The sequence below is a fragment of the Neglectibacter sp. CSJ-5 genome, from assembly GCF_032490475.1.
GTDB classification, from domain to species: Bacteria; Bacillota; Clostridia; order Oscillospirales; family Acutalibacteraceae; genus Hominenteromicrobium; species Hominenteromicrobium mulieris.
In genome coordinates this window covers 518,464-538,339 of record NZ_JAVYJC010000001.1, presented here as the reverse complement: position 1 = coordinate 538,339, position 19,876 = coordinate 518,464, and the positions used below count along the sequence as shown (strand labels likewise).

The following is a 19,876-nucleotide window of genomic DNA, read 5'->3' as shown; positions in this document are numbered from 1 at the left end:
TATATCATATTTCGCGCGAAATGTAATCCATCTAAAGATGGATTTTTGAAAAAATTTTGGCTTTGTCGAGGAGAAAAGGTGGAAAGGTAGTACGATTTTGCGGAAATGAAAAAAGCCCCTCGAACACCGGCACGTGCATGCGGTGTTCGAGGGGCAATTTTGTTGTATTTTGTACAACTGTATTTTATACAGCTTTTATGCGGCTTTTTCCTGAAGCTTCTGCTTTTTTCTCTGCGTCTTCGACGAGACGGCTCTTGGAGAGGTCGGCGTGGCGATAATAGAGCAGTGTGAGGGTGCTGCACACGAGCCAACCGGCAGGGTAGCCTAAGGCGATGGGAATGATGGTGTTGGAGATGAAGTTCGCCATGATAAAGAGGTAAATCTGGCGGAAGACGACGAACGAGCTCAGCATGATAATCATCGGTGCGCGGGAATTGCCTGCACCGCGCAGCACGCCGGAGTAGACCTGATTGACGCAGCAGAACACGTAGAACGGCGAGCAATAACGCAGCAGCATGGAACCGTATGCGACGACCTCTGCTTTACCGTTGAAGAACGAGACGAGCTGCGGCGCGAAGATGAGCAACGGGATTGTCAGAATGACGGTTGCGACGACGGACATGATAAACGCTGTGCGTGCGCCCTTCTTGGCGCGGGCGACCTGATCGATGCCGAGGTTCTGTCCGACGAATGTGGTAGACGCGAGCGCGAGAGACTGCATCGGCAGGAAGAGAAGCTGGTCAATCTTACTGTACGCTGTCCAGCCGGACATGCAGTCTGCGCCGAAGTAGTTCACATAAGACTGTACAAATACGTTCGAGAACGCGGTGATCGCCATTTGGATGGCGGCCGGGATGCCGACGCGCACAATCTTCGCGAGCATTTCTTTATCGAGCTTCAAGTATTTGAGCTCGACCTTGATGCAGGAATCCGTGCGGAACAGCGTAATCATCGTAAGCATGGCGGAGACGCCCTGCGAGATAATGGTCGCATACGCAACGCCCTCAACACCCATGCCGAGCGACAGCACGAAGACGAGATCGAGAATGATGTTGAGCACGGCGGAGACGACGAGGAAATAGAACGGGCGCTTGGAATCACCCACGGCACGCAGAATGCCCGCGCCCACGTTGTAGAGCATAAGGCCGATGACGCCTGCGAAGTAGATGGTGAGGTATGCGGAGGACTCCGGCATGACCTCTGCCGGGGTCTTCATGAAATTGAGCACGAAGGGGATCATAGCGATGCCGATGACTGTAAAGAGCACAGCCAAAATGAGCGTCATGGCGATGGAGGTGTGGACGGTATCGCGCACCTTATCATACCGCTTTGCACCGTAATACTGTGAAATGACGACGCCGGCGCCGCTGGAAAGCCCTAAGAATATGCCGATGAGCATGTTGATAACAGGACCGACCGTGCCGACCGCCGAGAAAGCCTCGTTGCTGACATAGTTTCCGACAACCCACGTATCGACCGTGTTGTAGAGCTGCTGGAAAATGTTGCCGATGAGAAGCGGAAACGCGAATGTGATGAGGTGGCGGAAGATGCTGCCCTGCGTCATATCCACATCGCGCTTAGTTTTCTGCTTCAGGATGCTGAGTTTAGACATAATAATATCACCTGCAACTGATTATACACGCTCTGTTTGAGATAATCAACTAAAATCTTAAAAATGTGGAATATCTTTTACCTCGATACGCACAATAAACCCGGTTAAACAGAAAGGGTGGTCGTATGAAAAAGAAAACACCGCAGCAATATGACGCGATGGTGCAGAAGGCTTCGCCGCACTCCCCTGTACTGAAAAACTGCCTGTTTGCGTTTTTATCCGGCGGGGCCATCTGCACACTGGGGCAGGCACTTGCGAACACGTTCATGCTGCTGGGGCTCGATTTAAAAGACGCGCGGACGTGCGTTTCCATCTCGCTCATTTTCATTTCCGCCGCGCTGACAGCCTGCGGCGTATACGACAACATAGCGAAATACGCCGGGGCAGGCACGCTGGTTCCGATTACGGGGTTTGCGAACTCAATGGTCTCCCCTGCGCTGGAATTCAAAAGTGAGGGCTTTGTGACGGGCCTCGGCGCGAAGCTGTTCACGGTGGCGGGGCCGGTACTGGTGTTCGGCATTTCGGCTTCGGTTTTGTACGGGATCGTGCTGTATATCATCGGGCTGTTTTAAGGAGGGCTTATGAAAAGACTCGGACGTTACACGCTTCTATTTGAGCGCCGCCCGGCGATTTTGGGCCACGCGGCGATGTGCGGAAAAAAAGAAGCCGCGGGCCCGCTGGCGCGCGACTTTGACCAGACGTTTCTCGATTCTTATTTGAATCAGGAAAGCTGGGAAAAAGCGGAAAGCATGCTGCAAACGGAAGCCGCGAACCTTGCGATACGCAAGGCGGGGCTTCAAAAGCAGGACATTAACATGGTATTTGCGGGAGATCTGCTGAACCAGTGCATTTCGAGCACGTTTGGTCTGCGCGGAATGGACATTCCGTTCCTTGGGCAATACGGGGCGTGCTCCACGATGGCGCAAACGCTCATCATGGCCTCCATCATGGTGGAATGCGGCGCGGCGAACTACGCCTGCGCGGTGACCTCTTCCCACTTCTGCACGGCGGAGCGACAATTCCGCACGCCGCTGGAATACGGCAGCCAGCGCGCGCCGACTGCGCAGTGGACGGCGACAGCTTCGGGCAGCGCGGTGCTCGGTATGAGCGGCGACATTCAAGTGCGGCACGCGACCGTGGGGCGCATCACCGACCTTGGTGTGACCGACATGACGAACATGGGCGCGGCGATGGCCCCCGCTGCAGCGCAGACTTTGCTGGATTTTTTTAACGATACGGCGACAAAGCCCGAGGACTACGACCGCATTTACACAGGTGACCTCGGGGCGGTTGGCACAAAATTATTATACGAACTGTTGCGCGAAAACGGGATCGTTCTGCGCAATCACGAGGACTGCGGGCTGATTCTATTTGACCGCGAGGCACAGGACGTGCACGCGGGCGGCTCCGGCTGCGGATGCTCAGCCGGTGTATTGTGCGGGCATATTTTGAACCGCATGGATCGCGGAGAGCTGAAAAATATTCTCTTTATGGCGACCGGCGCACTGATGTCCACAACCTCTTCGCAGCAGGGCGAGAGCATACCGGGCATCGCGCATTTGGTGCATGTGGGGAGGGGATAACAGCGATATGACAGCTATGTATGTTGCGCAATCAGAAGAATAACTACCTCAAAAGCCCATAACAATATTGCTATTTAATAGTTGTACTCTTAAAGGCAAAAAATTTGCAAAAACGTAGTTTAATAAAACCACGACAATAGCTAACGCAAGTTTTGCAATAACAATACCGTCAATCACAGTATCCCAAATTCTTCAACTATAAATGAACCTATCCTTGTGGCTAAAAAAGATGGAATTTCTTTTTTCAAAACCATAAAAGAACAACTTTTACTTTCGAACACAAATAACTTATTCACAACGAAAGCAAAAAGCACTGCTGCAATAAAAGCTATAATATTAGCATAAAGACCATCTTTGCCTCTAAATAAGGTATTATAACAAAGCAAAAAAACTGAATAATTAACTACAGTTGTCAATATTCCAAATACTATATACAATATTGCCTCTTTATTTAGCAACTTTTCATTTTTCTGTATTACCCCTCAATTAAGCTTAATAAACAACCAACGCAGCAAGCATGCCTAACCCCAAATACCATAAGTATCTAGTTCCTTTGTCTTTCAATTCTTGCAGTATACAAGATGGAATAATAATTGATAACATAAAAGTACCTCTTAGCTTCAATTCAAAACCATCCCGTATAATGCTTAATCTTCTTTTCTATAAAGTCGATATCCATGGTACGGATGTCTTTCTCTCTCTGGTGGCAGTTGCATATAGTCGCCGTAGGTATCTCTTAATACGCTGTCATAGTCCTTTGGAACTTTAACTTGAATTCCTTCAAAGGGAAGAGTTGTATACTCTAAAAACCATTCTTTCGGGCACTGGCGAACCTCTACATCCCATATAATACAAGTGACGTATTTGCTTTTATCAAAAGGATAAACTTCCCTTAATGCTTCCATTTTATCAAGGAAGTACTTTGGCTTTTTGAAATGTGAATACAAATATATAGGCAACCGAATTGGTGTGAGCAGCTTATTGCTTTTAGATGGAATAGGAGTTTTACTAAATGCGCACCCAAGTAAAGCCATCAAATGTTTTTTCTTCTTCAGAATACTCTTCCAACGTTTATCATTGTTATTACCTGCACCATCGTGCGGATAAATATCAATAAACATCCCCTGCCCTGCATCTGGCACGTTGTCATTTCGTACCATTTGATACCGGGTATCGCAAAAGCGTCCAATCGTATAAGGGTAATCCGGCGTGTTGTGGCGATCAAAAAACCTGAAAGGAGTAAGTTCCCCTTCATGTTTATTACAATACTCTCTAAACTTTTCGTAATCTGGACGAAGCATAATAACATCCAAGTCATCATCCCAAGGAATAAATCCATGGTGTCTCACCGCGCCTATGAGTGAACCGTATGCCAAGAAATACTGTACTCCTATCTGATCACAAACGGAAATGAATCTTTTTAATACTTCCAACGTGCCCTCATGAATTTCAGCTAGCGTCAATTCTCTCTTAGCCATTTTGATTTTTCTCCTTAAATAGCCGCTTAAGCAGTAATAATCCCATCGGGATAACTACAACCGCACATGCAAGATATCGAATAATAATGGAAGATATGAAAACTAAGTTTAAAGCTGCCATGCACAGCAGCAAAACTACTATAAAACAAACAACCTTAAAAGGCAAAATAGATATTCCAGAAAGTTTCCGAGCAATAATAAAATGAAGCACAGCATAACATATATATGCCACAAGTGTTGTATACGCAGCTGCTATAAAGCCATATTTCATAATAAAAATATAGTTTAAAACAATATCAACCACACCAGCGGCAGCCGTTCCGATCATAATATACATTGTTTTCTCATGAAAATACTCGACTGGAACAACTACATTATATATAAATACAGCAAAAGCACTTAAAACAAGCGGAATGGCAATATATTTACCCGATTCGTACTGTGTACCACCCAATATCCATACCAATTCCGGGCTAAGCGCCATTAATCCAATAGCAAGTATGGCAAAAAAAATGGTTAACTGTACTGCTCGTTTTTGAATCTCAGCAATCTTTTTCTCAGCATACGCTTCGTAAAACCATGTAGTCCATGCCGTAGACACAGAATCGATAATAATTGTTAAAATTAAACTGATATTCGCGACAACACTATAAATACCCGCCGCAGCATCACTTACCATAGACCGAATCATAATACGATCAAACTGGCCTAAAAGAACTTGTGACAAACCATGCGGAACCAATGGCAAACTATACCGAACAGCATATTCCCAGAATCTGCGTTCAAATTTTGGTTTAGCCCTATGATAAAGCGTGCCCAATAGTACCAGTGCCAGCAACAACATTGTTACCGAAACACCGATGATACGGCCTAAATCTTTTTGATTTTGGAATATAGTGTGAATTAAAACTAAGGAAACCAACAGATTTCCAACTGTATTAGCAAATGCTGCAAACAAATACCCTTTATAGTTATAATCCAAGCTAATCCTACAATTATAAAGATTTAGCACCGACGAGCCAAAACTCATGAACACCAGCAAATAAAGACAAACAACCGGCAGCCCAAGTAAGCTTGATAACGGGCCTGAAAATAGTGTTGCTACGATAAGACCAATAGCCATATTCATCCACAAAATCAAGCTAACAGACGAAGTATACTCGTCTACTTCCCCAGAAAATGTGTATTTAGCATTTTTAACACTGCTATGTATGGCTAAACTTAGAATTACAAAAAGAATGGAATCATACGCTACAAAAGCACTGTATACACCGAGCTCATCCGGAGTCATTATTCTGCTGAAAAGTGGAACAGAAAGGAAATTTATGCCCTTTATAAGTATATTTCCAATCGTATAACCAATACCTGCAGAAACCGCACTTCTGCTTTCTTTTTCTTTACTCATAAATATTACTTAAAACTGAAAGGTATCTTTCAGTCCTAGCCACTTCTGGTCCTTATCACTCAGATTCAGTGCCGTGCCATCTTCCAGCGTGTAGCCATCTGCACTTGCGCCGCCTTTGTACTCACCTTTCAACTCCGGCCATTCAACACCGATTTCCGGGTCATTCCATGCGAGACCGCCTTCATCGTTTGGATGATAGAAATCATCGCATTTATAGCAGAATTCCGCTGTATCGGTCAAAACCAGAAAGCCATGCGCAAAGCCTTTCGGAATGAGGAACTGCTTTTTATTGTCTTCCGTGAGCAATACGCCGTACCACTTGCCGTAGGTCTTGGAATCTGCACGCAAATCAACGGCTACATCAAATACACTTCCTTTGATCGCGCGCACAAGTTTAGTTTGAGGATACTGTTTTTGAAAATGCAGTCCTCTTAAAACACCTTTTGTAGACATAGATTGATTATCCTGCACGAATGGGATATTCAGTCCAGCTTCTACCATGTCTCGCTGGCTATATGTCTCCATGAAATAACCTCTGTTATCGCCATGAACAGTCGGCGTAATTACACAAAGCCCCTCAATGCCGCCTACATTTTTCTCAACTTTAATCTGTCCCATTTCTTCTATCTCCTATTACTGCTCGATTTCTTTCAGGTATCGGCTCAGTGCATCCTGCCAGGTCGGAAGTGGAGTAAATCCAGCTTCCACCAGCTTGCTCTTATCTAAGCGGCTGTTAAACGGACGAGCAGCCTTGCTCAGACCATACTCCGCCGTGGTCACCGGCAGAACTTCTGTCTTATAGCCCGCCTGACGATAGATTTCTTTCGTGAAATCGTACCAGCTGATATAGCCGCCCTCGTTGGTTGCGTGATAATAGCCGTACTTCTCAGTTTCATTCATATCAACGAGCAATCGAGCCAAATCATATGTATAGGTCGGTGTGCCGATCTGGTCATTGACCACACGGACAGTGTCGTGTGTCTTACCAACATTCAGCATGGTCTTAATAAAGTTCTTACCGTTCAGACCAAACACCCATGCAATGCGGACAATGAAGTACTTCTCTAACGTTCTGCTGACTGCCAACTCACCTTCCAGTTTCGTCTGACCGTACACATTCAAAGGCTTGTAATCCTTGCAATCCGGCTGCCAGGGCTCTGTGCCCTGACCATCAAACACATAGTCCGTGCTGATATAGGTCATCTTACAGTCCAATTTCTTGCAGACATCCGCAATGTTCTGAGTACCGCCTGCATTGATTGCACGGACTTTCGCTACTTTATCATCATCCTCAGCCATATCAACAGCAGTCCATGCTGCACAGTGGATCACAGCGTCAGGATTCACTTCCGTAATAGCTTTCTCAACAGCATCCTTATCAGTGATATCCAGCGCTACATACGGTGCTTTTGTTACCGCAGAACCATCAGCTACACCGCTGTAATTTTCCTGAATATCAGAACCCACACCTTCATGGCCACGCTTCAGCAGTTCGTTCATGACATCATGTCCCAGCTGACCGCCAACGCCTGTTACAAAAAACTTCATACTGATCTCTCCCTGAGCGTTTTAGCGATTACCGTACATTTTTTCGTAGTAATTCTGATACTCGCCGCTAATGATGGTCTGCCACCACTCGCGGTTATCGAGATACCACTGGATGGTCTTTTTAATGCCGTCCTCAAACTTGGTCTCCGGCAGCCAGCCCAGCTCGTTATGAATCTTGGTCGGGTCGATGGCATAGCGCATATCGTGGCCCTTGCGATCGCCAACATGCGTGATAAGGCTCTCCGGCTTGCCGAGCTCCTTGCAGATGATCTTTACGATCTCGATGTTCTGCTTTTCATTGTGGCCGCCGACGTTGTATACCTCGCCAACACGACCCTTATGGATGATGAGGTCAATCGCCTTGCAGTGATCCTCTACATACAGCCAGTCACGGACGTTCAGACCCTCGCCGTAAACAGGAAGGGGCTTGTCTGCCAGAGCATTCGCGATCATCAGCGGGATCAGCTTCTCCGGGAAATGATAAGGACCGTAGTTGTTGGAGCAGCGGGAAATGGTCACAGGCAGACCGTAGGTACGGTGATAAGCCAAAACCAGCAGATCTGCACCGGCTTTGGAGCTACTGTACGGAGAGCTGGTGTGGATCGGAGTTTCCTCGGTGAAGAACAGATCAGGACGATCCAGCGGCAGGTCACCATAAACTTCATCGGTAGAAACCTGATGGTAGCGCTGGATACCGTACTTGCGGCATGCATCCATCAGCGTTGCGGTACCCATAATATTCGTCTGGAGGAAGATGCCCGGGTCTTCGATGGAACGGTCAACATGGCTTTCTGCGGCAAAGTTCACCACAATGTCCGGATGCTCTTCTTCAAACAGCTTATTTACAGCTTCGCGGTCGCAGATATCGGCCTTCACAAAGCGGAAATTCGGGTTATCCATGACAGGCGCCAGCGTAGACAGGTTGCCTGCGTAGGTCAACTTATCGAGGCAGACAATGCGGTAATCCGGGTATTCTTTCAGCATGTGAAAAATAAAATTGGAACCAATAAATCCGGCGCCGCCGGTAACGATGATCGTCATATTCATACTCTCCCTACTTATCTATGTATTTTCCATCTAAAATATCTTTAAGATACTGACCGTACTGATTTTTCTTCAACACCTCATAAACTTCCAGTACGTCTTCCCTACTGATCCAACCATTCAGGTACGCAATCTCCTCCAGGCAGGCAATCTTGCGATGCTGATGCTGCTCAACAGTCTTCACGAAATTGGTGGCATCCACCAGGCTCTCATGTGTACCAGTATCCAGCCAGGTGAAGCCCTGGCCGAGCAATTCAACATTCAGCGCATTTTCTTCCAGATAGATACGGTTCAGATCCGTGATCTCAAGCTCACCACGAGCAGACGGCTTAAGATTTTTAGCATACTCGACTACGTGGTTATCATAAAAATACAATCCCGTCACACAATAGTTGCTCTTCGGGTTTTTGGGCTTTTCTTCAATAGAAACAGCCTTGCCGTTCTTATCAAATTCAACAATACCGAAACGCTCCGGGTCATCCACATAGTAGCCGAACACGGTTGCGCCCTTGCCGTTTTCTGCATTCTGAACCGCTGCTTTCAAACGCTTCTGCAGACCGTGACCGGCAAAAATGTTATCTCCCAAAACCATTGCGACGGTATCATTGCCAATAAAATCTGCACCTAAAATAAAAGCCTGCGCTAAGCCATCCGGAGACGGCTGCTCTACATAACTCAGTTGAACACCGAACTGATGACCATCACCAAGCAGTTGCTCAAAGCGCGGCAGATCCTGTGGCGTGGAAATGATCAGGATATCTCGAATACCTGCACTCATCAAGACAGACATCGGATAGTAGATCATAGGCTTATCGTAAATCGGTAAGAGCTGCTTTGATGTTACTTTTGTCAGCGGATAAAGGCGGGTGCCAGAGCCGCCGGCTAAAATGATGCCTTTCATGTTTTCACTCTCCTCTGAATTATTTAAATTTGTTTACACTTTATTTTTGCTTTTGATTTTATTCACAGAAACATATGATACCATAAACAAAATCAAAACCTCTCCCCAATATACCCATTGAATAAACTCGCTCATCCATGGATCAAAGAAACACAGTGCAATTGGTGTCATGGCAACACCTAAAGCCATCAAAGAAAAGATACCTTTTCCTTTTTCATAACAAGCCTGAATGACTCCGAATGCAAACGACCATAAGAGCATAAAAACAACTACTCCCACTACTCCAAAATCGTAGTACGCATATCCGATTAAATTAATTGTAGTAAGGTGATCGCGAACCTTATAAATATGCGCTTCATCAATCATTTGCTGTATAGATGGGATTCTCAAGATAACGTTAAAAGGAGTAAACTGTAAAGCACCATATGTTCTATCAATATCATGCAACACAGCCTCATTTAAATTATCATGACTTACCGTCAAATAGGTATATATAAACGCTGCTGTCCCTGAAAGCTCAAATCCTGTCCCCTTATTATCAGTTTCTTCTGAAATGCTCATATCAGGATTATCTTCTATATTAGCACTACTGTCATCTGTTGAAGAACTTTCTGGCAAGCCTTCTGTGGAAGATTGAGAATTGCTTGTATCTTCGCTAACTGGTTTAGAATTGTCTGTCGATTCTGCTACACCAATTTCAATCTTACTGGGTTCAAAAAATTCTTTTAACTGTGCCTCCGAATATCCACGCCCGCTGGTGCAAACTCCAAATGCAGCTGCAAGCACTATCACGCTTAACAAAAGTACTGTGAATTTCTTTCTATTAAGATAAAACACCACTGTAATAAGTGACAATCCAGCAGATAAAAGTGCACTTCTATTTACTATTAAAATTGGGAAAATAATTACCGAATAAATGATACTAAACCATAAAAAAACTTTTTTCCATATTTTTACGCTTTGTGTTTTTATCACGTAATAATCCAACCCAGACACAATAGTCGCTGCAACTGCAAAAAAATACCATTTGGTATAAAATCTTATATACGCATTATTACCATCAGCTGCAAAAAAAGGAATATAGCCGCGTATACAAATATTAATAACAAAGCAAGCTATGCCAAATATTGTAAGAATGACACATATCGGAAATAATCTCTCTCTATGGAGTCTGAATGTATCTTTATTGTTGAGAGATTCTTCCGATTCTGAGTTTTTGCTCTTGATTTTTACGAACCATGTACCACCAAAGTGAATTCCCAAATTCGCACCAACATGAAATGCTATGTAAGCAATGATTTGGCAAATCCATGTCTCCGTTTCCCATAAGACTTGATAATCTGTAAGGCGCAAAACAGCTAATCCAATCGTTGCTATCCATATAGCAGAAAAGACGCCTCGAATATCCAACCAATTTCTGGAAGTTTGAACAAACACACAGTGCACATAAACACATACAGCACATACTAATAGAAGCAGCCCGGCCAAATAATGATTATCCGGGCAAATAACAAGTCCAAGGATTAATCCAACTATACCAATTAAAACTCCCGGTAAGTCTTTAAGCAAAACTTGCTTAGTCATTTTTTCTTTCATAAGCCTCTCCCCTGAACTCTTTAAAACTACTAACTCTAAAAAAAGTCCTCAAAAAACTCATCGAATGATAAAGGATGGTCAATTTAACAGCTCGTTTTCCAGCAATAAAGAAATAAGATATACGACTATTTTGTAAAATATACCTATTATCCCGTGCAAAAATTTGAAATCTTGTTAAAGCGCTCTGCATAGAGGGTTTACTATCTCCACTGAATTCATGCGTACATCGATAAGGGAAAACCTTTATCATTCTTTTCTGAATGTTCATATCTCTCATAAAGTTATGATCTACGCCATCTAAGAAAATATGCTCATCATAACAATAGTTATCAAATACACTTAATTTGATTGCCATTCCAGAATTAATTGCAGTAATATCTCTTCCGTTGTATAGTAGAGCCTCCTGCTCATCTTTAAACATTGACACATTAAAATGAGATTTTATTTTACAGGGGGAAAGCAATCGCCCCGCAGAAAAAACAAGTGGAACATATATATCGGCACCACTGTCATTTATTGCGGAATTTAATGCATCAAAGTACTCTTCGCTAATATCTGTATCATCATCAAACAAGCACAAATAATCTACCATCATATTTTTCTTTAAATGGTCTATACACACATTATACGCTTTTGAAATGCCAATATTTTCCCTTTGCGAGAAGTAAATCCATTCTTGTTTTTCGCAATAAGACGCATTACCGAAATCTCGCACAGAATTGTCATATACTAAAACGGATACCTTAGTGTGTCTAAGTGCTTTCAATGCTTGGCAAGTGATACTTCCTTTGCACGATTTATTATATACAACCACTATAACCGCAATTTTGCAGGAACTATCCATATTATTCTCTTCTCTCCCGGCGAATTCGCTTTCTAAGCTCTTTAATAAGATCAATTCTGGTACTCAAAATTACGCCTATAGAACGCGTATTCGTAGTAACGTTATCTCCATGCATACGGTGATATAAAAGGATTCGATCGTCATATGCAATTTTTCCTAAGAACTCTCCTACCGTGCCAATCCATCTATCATACGCATCGATCTTCGGCGGCATCGGCAAGATCTTCTGTGCCATCTCACGTGTAAAAGCCATGCAGCACCCACTATACCGAGAGCGAAGGATATTTCTGATTTTTCCATCACCTATTCTATATGTGGTAAAAAAAGGTTCAGAAATTACTTTTCCTTCACTATCAATATGAACGCCATTATGAATAACCATATCCGCACCTGTTTTTTCAAAAGTCTCCAAAACAGCAGCACGTTTATTTTCTGCCCAACGATCATCCTGATCACAAATAAACAGGTAATCTCCTGTGCACAAAGACAATGCATTATTAAAATTTCCAGTAACACCGGGCGTTTTATTCTTGTAAATTTCAATCTGCGGATAGCGCTCTGAAAAAGAGGTTATAATTTCCCATGTTCTGTCTTTAGAGTTATCATAGGAAATAACAAGCTCATCCTGAGGCTCTAATTGCTGCAGAATGGAATCTAACTGCTCCTCTAAAAAACGTTCTCCATTATACACTGCCATCGCTATTGAAATCTTTTTCATAACATCAACTTTCTTTCAACAATATATACCATAAATATGACTTATTCTAACATTTATTACGATGTATTCCCGCATAAATCGACAACTTTCCTTATAGCGTATTATACCGTATTATCTGCTTAAAAGCAACCCTAAGCTAGAATTTGCATTTACTGAAACGCAAAGATTTAAATATAGGTAACAGCAATCTGAGCATTATATGAAAAATCGGTCACATCGTTTTTTCATGATGCAACCGATTCTCAAGCTACAAAATACCAATTTCAACTACTAAACACAGTTATATGATTGCAACAGTCTGCGCAAGCACTATGTATTCATCACAAATTTAAAGTTGAAATAATTCTTAACACTTTTTCACGGAATACACCTTTTGTAAAGTTCTTGTCAAAAAAGCTGCGCACTTCTTTTCTTGATTTTTGCAAAGCCATAATCTGATCTGCTGTGACCGAATTATCTCCGACATTTACACCTATTCCCAGTTCGTCTACAAATTTCCACGTATCGCCTTTGATCGTATTCAGGATTGGGAGTCCTGCTTCAAAGTAATCGATACTTTTCATCGTTAGACCGACAAAAACACTGTCTTTCATAAAATTGAAGCCTGCATGACAGCTATCAAAGATTTTTTGCTTTTCTACTCGATCATATACTTTGCCGTGGTAAACAACATTTGCCTCTACATTGGATGCCGCATCAATCAGCTCTTGCCGTTTCTCGCCATCACCTATAATATGGAAGTCTACCGGTTTATCCAGATTGGCAAGCACACGGCAAATTCTAGAAATATCAACAATATTGTTGATTGACCCCAAATAGCAAAGTGAAATTCTATCCTGCGGTGGATTAGGTTTAGACTCGAGAGAATTGTTATCATGCGCTAAATACAACGTATAAATCTCTTTATCATAAAACCTATTTAATACGCTTTTGTATAAATCACATTCAGAAACCACAGCATCCGCTACTTTGAGCTTTAGATTTCGCAGTCTCCCCCATTCGGTAAAAGGAGGTAAATTTTTGTATTTGGAAATCGGCATAGATTCCGGCCACATATCAATAACATCAAATACAACCTTTACTTGTGAATTGCCCTTCTTGTACTTAGCCGCTTCTTTAACAAGCGAATTGGGTGGAACAAAAAACCAAACCAGCGATACATTATCATATTCTTGCGTCAAATGCTTAATGGCTTCGCATGCAAATCTATAATGGGAAAACAGTCTTTGTGCAGATAAATTCTTCTTGTATGGATAAACATGTATCGGATCAAAATCCACTGGAAAATCATCGCGTTTCATTTTGAAAATATGTTTGTAATCTGAAGTGATAATACAAACTTTTTTCCCAATACTCTCAAAAACTTCTTTTAATAGTATAGCCCTGTGCTCGTATGTATCAAAGCAGTTGACTATTACTACATCTACATTTTGTTTCATTTAATTAAACCCGCTCCACTCAAAACTTCATAAACCCTTTACCTACTACAAACCCTAATATAAAATATTATACACATATTTGTTCATTTATCTTGCAGTTCATCCACACTCTTGGTTTTCTCCGTCATCCGAGCAGACTTCTCTTCTGTGAAGCCTTCTGTAGATTCCGGCACGAACATGATCTTGATTGTCAGCAGAATCAGCTTTAAATCAAGCAGAATTGACTGTTTTTCGATATACTGAAGATCGAGCCGCAACTTATCGTAGGGACTCGTGTTGTATTTGCCGTAAATTTGGGCATAGCCGGTCAGGCCGCCTTTGACGCGCAGGCGGTAGGAAAATTCCGGTATTTCTTTTGTGTACTCTTCCACGTGTTCGATGCGCTCCGGGCGCGGGCCGACGATGGACATATCACCTTTTAAGACGTTAATAATCTGCGGGAATTCATCGATGCGCAGTTTACGGATGACGCGGCCGACACGTGTGATGCGGGGATCGCCGGAGCGACACGGAATAGATTTGCCGCCTTTTTCCGCATCTACGATCATACTGCGGAACTTGAGAATTTCAAAAACCTCGCCGTTTTTGGTGCAGCGCTTTTGCTTATAGAACACAGGGCCGTGATCCTCGAGCTTGATGGCCAAGGCTGTAAGAAGAAGCAGCGGGGAAAGCAGAATAAGTGCCGTAAGGGAAAGCAGAATATCGACCACGCGCTTGACAAGGTTGTACCAGAAACGCTCGCTGCGGTACTCATATTTCATCATGGGCGTATCGATCAGATGACGCGCTCCGAAGCCTTCCATGGTGATCTCACTGAGCTGCGGCGTGATATAGAGGCTTTTGCGGCTCTGCATGCAGTACCAGATCACCTCTGAACGCTTTTTAGAGGAAACCTCATAGAAAATGACAGCCTGATAGGGAGCGACTTCTTTTTTCCAGTCGCCCTTCAGAATATCCGCAGAAACGACTTTTTCGATGGTGAAGATATGACCAATCTTATCAAATTTTTGTAGAAACTCATTCACATTATCCGCGCCGGAGATGACGAGGGTCTTTTCCGGCTTGCCGAACGCGATGGTAAAACGCTTGCCGACAAGAGCCCAGCACGCTGCCGCCAAAAGCTGGCAAAGCACCGTGAGAATGCCGGGAATTAAGTTTACATAATTATGGCGAATCATGCAGAATTCGCCATAGAGAAGCAGATCCGCCATACCAAAGGACAGAAACTGCGAAAAAATAGTTTCTGCAATGGAATAATCTGTAATTTTAAACGCACGAAAAAGATTGCCGAGTGCTACGTATACGATGGCATAGAGAATCAATGTGACCGCATATCCGATGCTGTCTGCTCTACGGAAAAGTCTTGGGCCGTAATATTGGAACAAAACCATGGCAAAAAAGCCGAATTGCAATGCAAAAATGGAGAACTTCATGATCATAGAAAGCGCAAACTTTCTGTTATTCATTTATATTCACGCACCTTATATTCTTAATAAATATTGTTACATATTTTTAATGATACCATTCGACACGCTTATTGTCAATTCGTTTTTAAATTCTGTGCAACGCACCAATTATCCCCCTATAATCTCTTCTTTTTTCGTAATTGTTACTAATAATTCTACAATAAAATTAGTATGCTTAGAACAGATCCATCATGGAGCACTTTTTGGGGTAGAAGACGTTGGGGACAGCGGGAGCTTGGCGGAGGAGGCGGACGTCAGGCATCCAGGGGATATCGGCGGCGGCGCGGGCGCCGGTGATGAGGGCAGAAAAGGCGCGGATGTTGAGGATGAGGTCCGGTACGGTGTCGGTTTTTTCGACTTTATTTTGCTCGCCGGAGGCAAAGTGCAGGCGCCATGTGCCGTTATTTTCCGTGATGATATCGTCTTCAATACGGAGGGTGATCTCCCCTGTGCCGCGGCAAGCACAGTTTTCTAAAACACGCTCAACGTTGACAACGCGCAGCATGCCGTTTGGGAACACGGAGCAGAACGTGCGCGTGTTTTCGCCGATGAGCTGCTCTAAGTGCATATCGGACGGGACGGTGAAACGAAGCTTCTCGTAATCCGACGAGAAAGCGGATTTTGCGAAGAACAGCAAGCCGTTGAACGCTTCGGCATCGCACGCGAGGAAACCGCCGGGGCTTTGGAACGTGTGGGTGCAGTCAAGATATGTGACGCCGTCTTCTTCGATTTTATGGGTAATCATCAGCCCGCGCGGCTGATTTTCGTTATTGTACCAGACGAATGCGTAGCGCTTATCGTTCCAGAGGTTCGCTTTTTCGAGACCTTTATCATACGTTTCGCGGACGGCGGAGAGGTTGTGGTCTGCATAGAACGCGTTATAGACGGTGAGAAGCGGGGTAAAATCGCCGCCGGGGAAGATCTGCTCGACGTGCCCGCCGACATCCTGCGGCTTCATCGCTGTGAACGGCACCGACCAGCGATATTCCGGCGCACCGGCTTCAAAACCGAACTTGCGGTAATACTGCATGCTGAACGGATACAAAAAAGCGAACGTGAAATCGTTTGCGTACATGTCTTTGAGAGAGGCCGTCACGCAAGCGCGGATAACGCCGCCGCGGCGGTACTGCGGCAATGTAGAAACACCGCCTACACCGCCGAGCTTATACGTGCCGCCGTCGAAGCGGCAGAGGTACTCGCGGCTGTTCACAACACCGCAGATGGTCTCATCGTCGTCTAAAAATGTGCCGAAGCAGCGGTTGCGGGCGTCTTCCCTCTTTTCTTCTTCGGTGCGCTCACGAGCGGCGCTTTCTTTGGCTTTTTCGAGGTCGTAATCTCCCTCAAAGGCGACAGCCATAGTAAGATTTGATTTCCAGTTTTCTTCCGGGCGCAGTAATCTTGTTTTCATACAACTTTCCTCCGTTTTGCAAAAAACCGGCAAGTGAAAAGGAACTTGCCGGCTTTTGCCTTTATATTGTGATATATATTAAATATATTATAGTATACGGGCTTATTCTGAAAGGGCATGGATGATTTCGTCCATGTGCATGCCGCGGGAACCTTTGCACAGCACGGCATCACCGGGATGCAGACGGTCTTTCAGATACGCGATGGCTTCCGCATTCGAGGCGAACCACGCGCTGTTCTCACGATTTTTAAAGCCCTCGACGATGTGCTTTGCGAGCGGGCCGACGCCGATAAGGACATCGGTGCCGTTTTCCGCCGCAAACGCGCCGGTTTCATAGTGGCCGCGCTCTGCGTAATCGCCGAGCTCCAGCATATCGGCAAGTACGGCGTACTTTTTGCCGGTCGCTTTCAGGCCGCCGAGAATTTTCAAAGCGGCACACATGGAATCGGGGCTGGCGTTATAGGTATCGTCGATCAGCGTGACACCGTGCGCTTCTTTAATCTGCTGGCGCATGGCGGGCGGTGCATAGGTGCGGATGGCCGCGACGGCTTTTTCCTCCGGAACGCCGACTTCCACAGCGACCGCGACGGCGGCAAGGGCGTTGCGCACATTGTGCTCGCCGGCAGCGGGGACGTACATTTCTACGCGTTTACCGTCGTGCACACAGATAAACCTTGTACCCTCCGTATCGGCCTCAAGCTCTACGGCGCGCCAGTCGCAATTTTCACCGAGACCGAAGCGCACGATCTGCTTTTCCGGGGTGCTTTTTAATGTGGAAAGCAGGTCGTCATCGCCGTTTACGAACACCTTGCTGCCGTTTGGCAGGTAATCCGTGATGCCGAACTTCTCTTTCATGATGTTCTCGCGTGTTTTCATGAACTCGATATGCGACACACCGATGTTCGTCATGACGGCGATGTTCGGCTTTGCGACTTTTGCGATGCGCGCCATCTCACCGGGCATGCTGACGCCCATTTCGACAATGGCGGCTTCGTCCTCCGGCGTGATGCGCAGAACGGTCATGGGCAGGCCGATCTGGCTGTTCGCGTTGCCGGCGGTTTTCATCGTTTTGAGACCGGCGGAAACAGCTAAAGCGACCATTTCCTTTGTGGTGGTCTTGCCTACGCTGCCCGTAATGCCGATGACCGGGATATTGAAGCGCTCGCGATAGCGTTCCGCGACCTTTTGCAGTGCCGCGCGGGTGTTTTCAACGTAGACAACATCGCCTGCGGGGGCATCGAGCGGCTCTTCGGAAAAAGTCGCTGCCGCGCCCGATGCGAAGACCTGCGGGATAAAGCGGTGTGCATCGGTGTTTTCGCCGCGGATGGGCACAAACATTTTGCCGGGCGTCGTCTCGCGGCTGTCGGTATAAAACGACGTGACGGTATTTTCGCCGCTGCCGACGAGCCTGCCGCCGCACATTTCGGCGATCTCAGATACCTTTAAATTCATAAATGCAGTAGTTTCCTTTCGTTTAGCGCACCGAAGCGAGGGAGCCCATCGGATCCCACGGCTGGAGCGTGATCGGCTCTTGCTCAAGCGCTTTGCGCTGTTCTTCTGTGAGGTACTTTTTATCGACGACGACCTGATACATATACTCGTCGAACCAAGCGTCGCTCATGATGTAGTAGCCGTCTACACCGGCATCCTTGCCCCAGCTGTTTTCGACTCTCCAGCGGTTCGGCTTACCGTTATCGTCGAGGTTGACGCCCTGGAAGACCATAGCGTGCGTCATGAGACTCTGGCCGTAATCGAGGCGCTGAGCCTTATCCATGGTGAACTCGGTATTAAAAAGCGTTTCGAGGTCAAGAGCGTTCAAATCCATAACGCCGCCGTCGCGAACGCTGCGCTTGCCGACATCGCAGCCGAACCAAACCGGCAGGCCGTCCTTCATCTGGGCGATGGCTGCCGCTTTCAGGTCTTCAATGGGCAGGTTGAGATACTTGACGGGGCGACCCTCTGCGACGTTACCAAGGAACGCGACGGTGTAGGTCTTGCCGTAGGGCTTATCGGACGTCGGCGCATTGATGAGGCTGATGTACTGGGAAAGATCCATGTCGACGTACTTTTTAAAGAACGACTGCGGAGTGATGCCGAGGTCGCGCACGAAGCCGTTCGGGGTCTTGACCTCGAAATCGAACTTCACAGGCGGCTTGCCGAGGCTGATGCACAGCATGTTATAGATGGTCTGCATCATGTCGTCCTTCTTTGCACGGAGTTCTTCCATGGAAGCGCCGTTCTGATACGCGGTGCGCAGCGTGCAGGCAAACTCACGCAGCTTTTCGGTGAGGTAGCCGGTGATCTCACGCGTGGAGGAGGATGCGGCGGTTTCCGGCATGACTTCCTTCGGCACGACGCCGTACTTCTCTACGAGGTTTGCGAACATATCCCACTGCCCGCCGTCGCCGAGCGGACCGGAAAGCAAATATGTAACAAGGCGGCCTGCGGTGGGCTCGTTGAGCGTCTCTAAGATGCTCTCGAGGAAATAGTTGCTCTTTTCAAGCTTATCGAAAAACAGCGCGTAGTTCTGAGAGAGCTCGAACGTTTTGACGCCGAGCTTTTTGATGATGCGGAAGCGCATGGTGTTGAGCGCCGCGAACATCCAGCAGCGGCCGCTCTGCTTCTGATTCGTGATGTCGCCCTGCTCCAAAGAAATGTTGAACGTATGGCGCATTTCACGGGCGTTCTCAAAGCGCATGGCGGCGTTGTTGACCCCATTCTTCGTGACAGCATCCATGGCGATGCGGTTCGCGCGGTCACCGTCGAACGCGGTCTCATAAGAAGCGAGCTGTTCCAGTGTGATTTCCTTATTCATTTCTGCACAAGTCCTTTCC

The 19,876-nt window shown here is 45.8% G+C and carries 18 protein-coding genes; 2 read left to right on the top strand and 16 right to left on the bottom strand.

Annotation, left to right across the window (positions count from 1 at the left end; genetic code table 11):
* Positions 1-184: 184 nt before the first annotated feature.
* Positions 185-1,501 carry an MATE family efflux transporter gene (locus R2K26_RS02415; protein ID WP_396897219.1) on the bottom strand — a complete coding sequence of 439 codons (1,317 nt, stop codon included), beginning with the start codon at positions 1,499-1,501 and terminating at the stop codon, positions 185-187.
* A gap of 236 nt (positions 1,502-1,737) precedes the next feature.
* Between R2K26_RS02415 and spoVAC the strand changes: the two genes are divergently transcribed.
* On the top strand, positions 1,738-2,184 hold the full coding sequence (gene spoVAC, locus R2K26_RS02410; RefSeq protein ID WP_176819907.1) for a stage V sporulation protein AC: 447 nt from the start codon (positions 1,738-1,740) through the stop codon (positions 2,182-2,184).
* Positions 2,185-2,193: 9 nt separating this feature from the next.
* Complete coding sequence (spoVAD, locus tag R2K26_RS02405) at positions 2,194-3,195, top strand: stage V sporulation protein AD (RefSeq protein ID WP_316518600.1); 1,002 nt, start codon at positions 2,194-2,196, stop codon at positions 3,193-3,195.
* 173 nt (positions 3,196-3,368) lie between these two features.
* Here the strand turns inward: spoVAD and R2K26_RS02400 are convergent, their stop codons facing one another.
* From R2K26_RS02400 to R2K26_RS02330, 15 genes are all read right to left on the bottom strand, one after another.
* Entirely contained in the window at positions 3,369-3,632 is a 264-nt protein-coding gene (locus tag R2K26_RS02400; protein WP_316518599.1) for a GtrA family protein, read from the bottom strand.
* A gap of 210 nt (positions 3,633-3,842) precedes the next feature.
* Positions 3,843-4,673, bottom strand: a complete 831-nt coding sequence (locus R2K26_RS02395) for a LicD family protein (protein ID WP_316518598.1) — start codon at positions 4,671-4,673, stop codon at positions 3,843-3,845.
* Positions 4,666-6,078 carry an oligosaccharide flippase family protein gene (locus R2K26_RS02390; RefSeq protein ID WP_316518597.1) on the bottom strand — a complete coding sequence of 471 codons (1,413 nt, stop codon included), beginning with the start codon at positions 6,076-6,078 and terminating at the stop codon, positions 4,666-4,668. Before R2K26_RS02390 ends, R2K26_RS02395 begins: the two co-directional genes overlap by 8 nt.
* Before the next feature lie 9 nt (positions 6,079-6,087).
* Positions 6,088-6,696 carry a dTDP-4-dehydrorhamnose 3,5-epimerase gene (gene rfbC, locus R2K26_RS02385; RefSeq protein ID WP_316518596.1) on the bottom strand — a complete coding sequence of 203 codons (609 nt, stop codon included), beginning with the start codon at positions 6,694-6,696 and terminating at the stop codon, positions 6,088-6,090.
* Positions 6,697-6,711: 15 nt separating this feature from the next.
* Complete coding sequence (gene rfbD / locus R2K26_RS02380; protein ID WP_316518595.1) at positions 6,712-7,626, bottom strand: dTDP-4-dehydrorhamnose reductase; 915 nt, start codon at positions 7,624-7,626, stop codon at positions 6,712-6,714.
* Positions 7,627-7,647: 21 nt separating this feature from the next.
* A complete protein-coding gene (gene rfbB, locus R2K26_RS02375; protein ID WP_316518594.1) occupies positions 7,648-8,667 on the bottom strand; it encodes a dTDP-glucose 4,6-dehydratase in 1,020 nt (339 codons plus the stop codon).
* 13 nt (positions 8,668-8,680) lie between these two features.
* Positions 8,681-9,571, bottom strand: a complete 891-nt coding sequence (rfbA, locus tag R2K26_RS02370) for a glucose-1-phosphate thymidylyltransferase RfbA (RefSeq protein ID WP_316518593.1) — start codon at positions 9,569-9,571, stop codon at positions 8,681-8,683.
* A 33-nt stretch (positions 9,572-9,604) separates the two neighbouring features.
* Complete coding sequence (locus R2K26_RS02365; RefSeq protein ID WP_316518592.1) at positions 9,605-11,167, bottom strand: O-antigen polymerase; 1,563 nt, start codon at positions 11,165-11,167, stop codon at positions 9,605-9,607.
* Positions 11,148-12,011, bottom strand: a complete 864-nt coding sequence (locus tag R2K26_RS02360; RefSeq protein ID WP_316518591.1) for a glycosyltransferase — start codon at positions 12,009-12,011, stop codon at positions 11,148-11,150. Before R2K26_RS02360 ends, R2K26_RS02365 begins: the two co-directional genes overlap by 20 nt.
* A 1-nt stretch (position 12,012) precedes the next feature.
* Positions 12,013-12,729 carry a glycosyltransferase gene (locus R2K26_RS02355; protein WP_316518590.1) on the bottom strand — a complete coding sequence of 239 codons (717 nt, stop codon included), beginning with the start codon at positions 12,727-12,729 and terminating at the stop codon, positions 12,013-12,015.
* Between the two features lie 320 nt (positions 12,730-13,049).
* Positions 13,050-14,168, bottom strand: coding sequence for a glycosyltransferase (locus R2K26_RS02350; protein WP_316518589.1), 1,119 nt, complete (start codon positions 14,166-14,168; stop codon positions 13,050-13,052).
* 83 nt (positions 14,169-14,251) lie between these two features.
* On the bottom strand, positions 14,252-15,634 hold the full coding sequence (locus R2K26_RS02345) for an exopolysaccharide biosynthesis polyprenyl glycosylphosphotransferase (protein ID WP_316518588.1): 1,383 nt from the start codon (positions 15,632-15,634) through the stop codon (positions 14,252-14,254).
* A 175-nt stretch (positions 15,635-15,809) separates the two neighbouring features.
* Positions 15,810-17,042: a GNAT family N-acetyltransferase gene (gene eis / locus R2K26_RS02340; protein ID WP_316518587.1), complete on the bottom strand. Its 1,233-nt coding sequence runs from the start codon at positions 17,040-17,042 to the stop codon at positions 15,810-15,812.
* A gap of 102 nt (positions 17,043-17,144) precedes the next feature.
* Positions 17,145-18,494: a UDP-N-acetylmuramoyl-tripeptide--D-alanyl-D-alanine ligase gene (gene murF, locus R2K26_RS02335; RefSeq protein ID WP_316518586.1), complete on the bottom strand. Its 1,350-nt coding sequence runs from the start codon at positions 18,492-18,494 to the stop codon at positions 17,145-17,147.
* Between the two features lie 22 nt (positions 18,495-18,516).
* Positions 18,517-19,857: a C1 family peptidase gene (locus tag R2K26_RS02330; RefSeq protein WP_316518585.1), complete on the bottom strand. Its 1,341-nt coding sequence runs from the start codon at positions 19,855-19,857 to the stop codon at positions 18,517-18,519.
* Positions 19,858-19,876: the final 19 nt, after the last annotated feature.

Excerpts from the sequence above, each read along its gene's own strand:
- spoVAC (WP_176819907.1), top strand. The coding sequence starts at position 1,738 with ATGAAAAAGAAAACACCGCAGCAATATGACGCGATGGTGCAGAAGGCT.
- spoVAD (WP_316518600.1), top strand. The coding sequence starts at position 2,194 with ATGAAAAGACTCGGACGTTACACGCTTCTATTTGAGCGCCGCCCGGCG.
- R2K26_RS02395 (WP_316518598.1), bottom strand. The coding sequence starts at position 4,673 with ATGGCTAAGAGAGAATTGACGCTAGCTGAAATTCATGAGGGCACGTTG.
- R2K26_RS02390 (WP_316518597.1), bottom strand. The coding sequence starts at position 6,078 with ATGAGTAAAGAAAAAGAAAGCAGAAGTGCGGTTTCTGCAGGTATTGGT.
- rfbC (WP_316518596.1), bottom strand. The coding sequence starts at position 6,696 with ATGGGACAGATTAAAGTTGAGAAAAATGTAGGCGGCATTGAGGGGCTT.
- rfbD (WP_316518595.1), bottom strand. The coding sequence starts at position 7,626 with ATGAAGTTTTTTGTAACAGGCGTTGGCGGTCAGCTGGGACATGATGTC.
- rfbB (WP_316518594.1), bottom strand. The coding sequence starts at position 8,667 with ATGACGATCATCGTTACCGGCGGCGCCGGATTTATTGGTTCCAATTTT.
- rfbA (WP_316518593.1), bottom strand. The coding sequence starts at position 9,571 with ATGAAAGGCATCATTTTAGCCGGCGGCTCTGGCACCCGCCTTTATCCG.
- R2K26_RS02365 (WP_316518592.1), bottom strand. The coding sequence starts at position 11,167 with ATGAAAGAAAAAATGACTAAGCAAGTTTTGCTTAAAGACTTACCGGGA.
- R2K26_RS02360 (WP_316518591.1), bottom strand. The coding sequence starts at position 12,011 with ATGGATAGTTCCTGCAAAATTGCGGTTATAGTGGTTGTATATAATAAA.
- R2K26_RS02355 (WP_316518590.1), bottom strand. The coding sequence starts at position 12,729 with ATGAAAAAGATTTCAATAGCGATGGCAGTGTATAATGGAGAACGTTTT.
- R2K26_RS02350 (WP_316518589.1), bottom strand. The coding sequence starts at position 14,168 with ATGAAACAAAATGTAGATGTAGTAATAGTCAACTGCTTTGATACATAC.
- R2K26_RS02345 (WP_316518588.1), bottom strand. The coding sequence starts at position 15,634 with ATGAATAACAGAAAGTTTGCGCTTTCTATGATCATGAAGTTCTCCATT.
- eis (WP_316518587.1), bottom strand. The coding sequence starts at position 17,042 with ATGAAAACAAGATTACTGCGCCCGGAAGAAAACTGGAAATCAAATCTT.
- murF (WP_316518586.1), bottom strand. The coding sequence starts at position 18,494 with ATGAATTTAAAGGTATCTGAGATCGCCGAAATGTGCGGCGGCAGGCTC.
- R2K26_RS02330 (WP_316518585.1), bottom strand. The coding sequence starts at position 19,857 with ATGAATAAGGAAATCACACTGGAACAGCTCGCTTCTTATGAGACCGCG.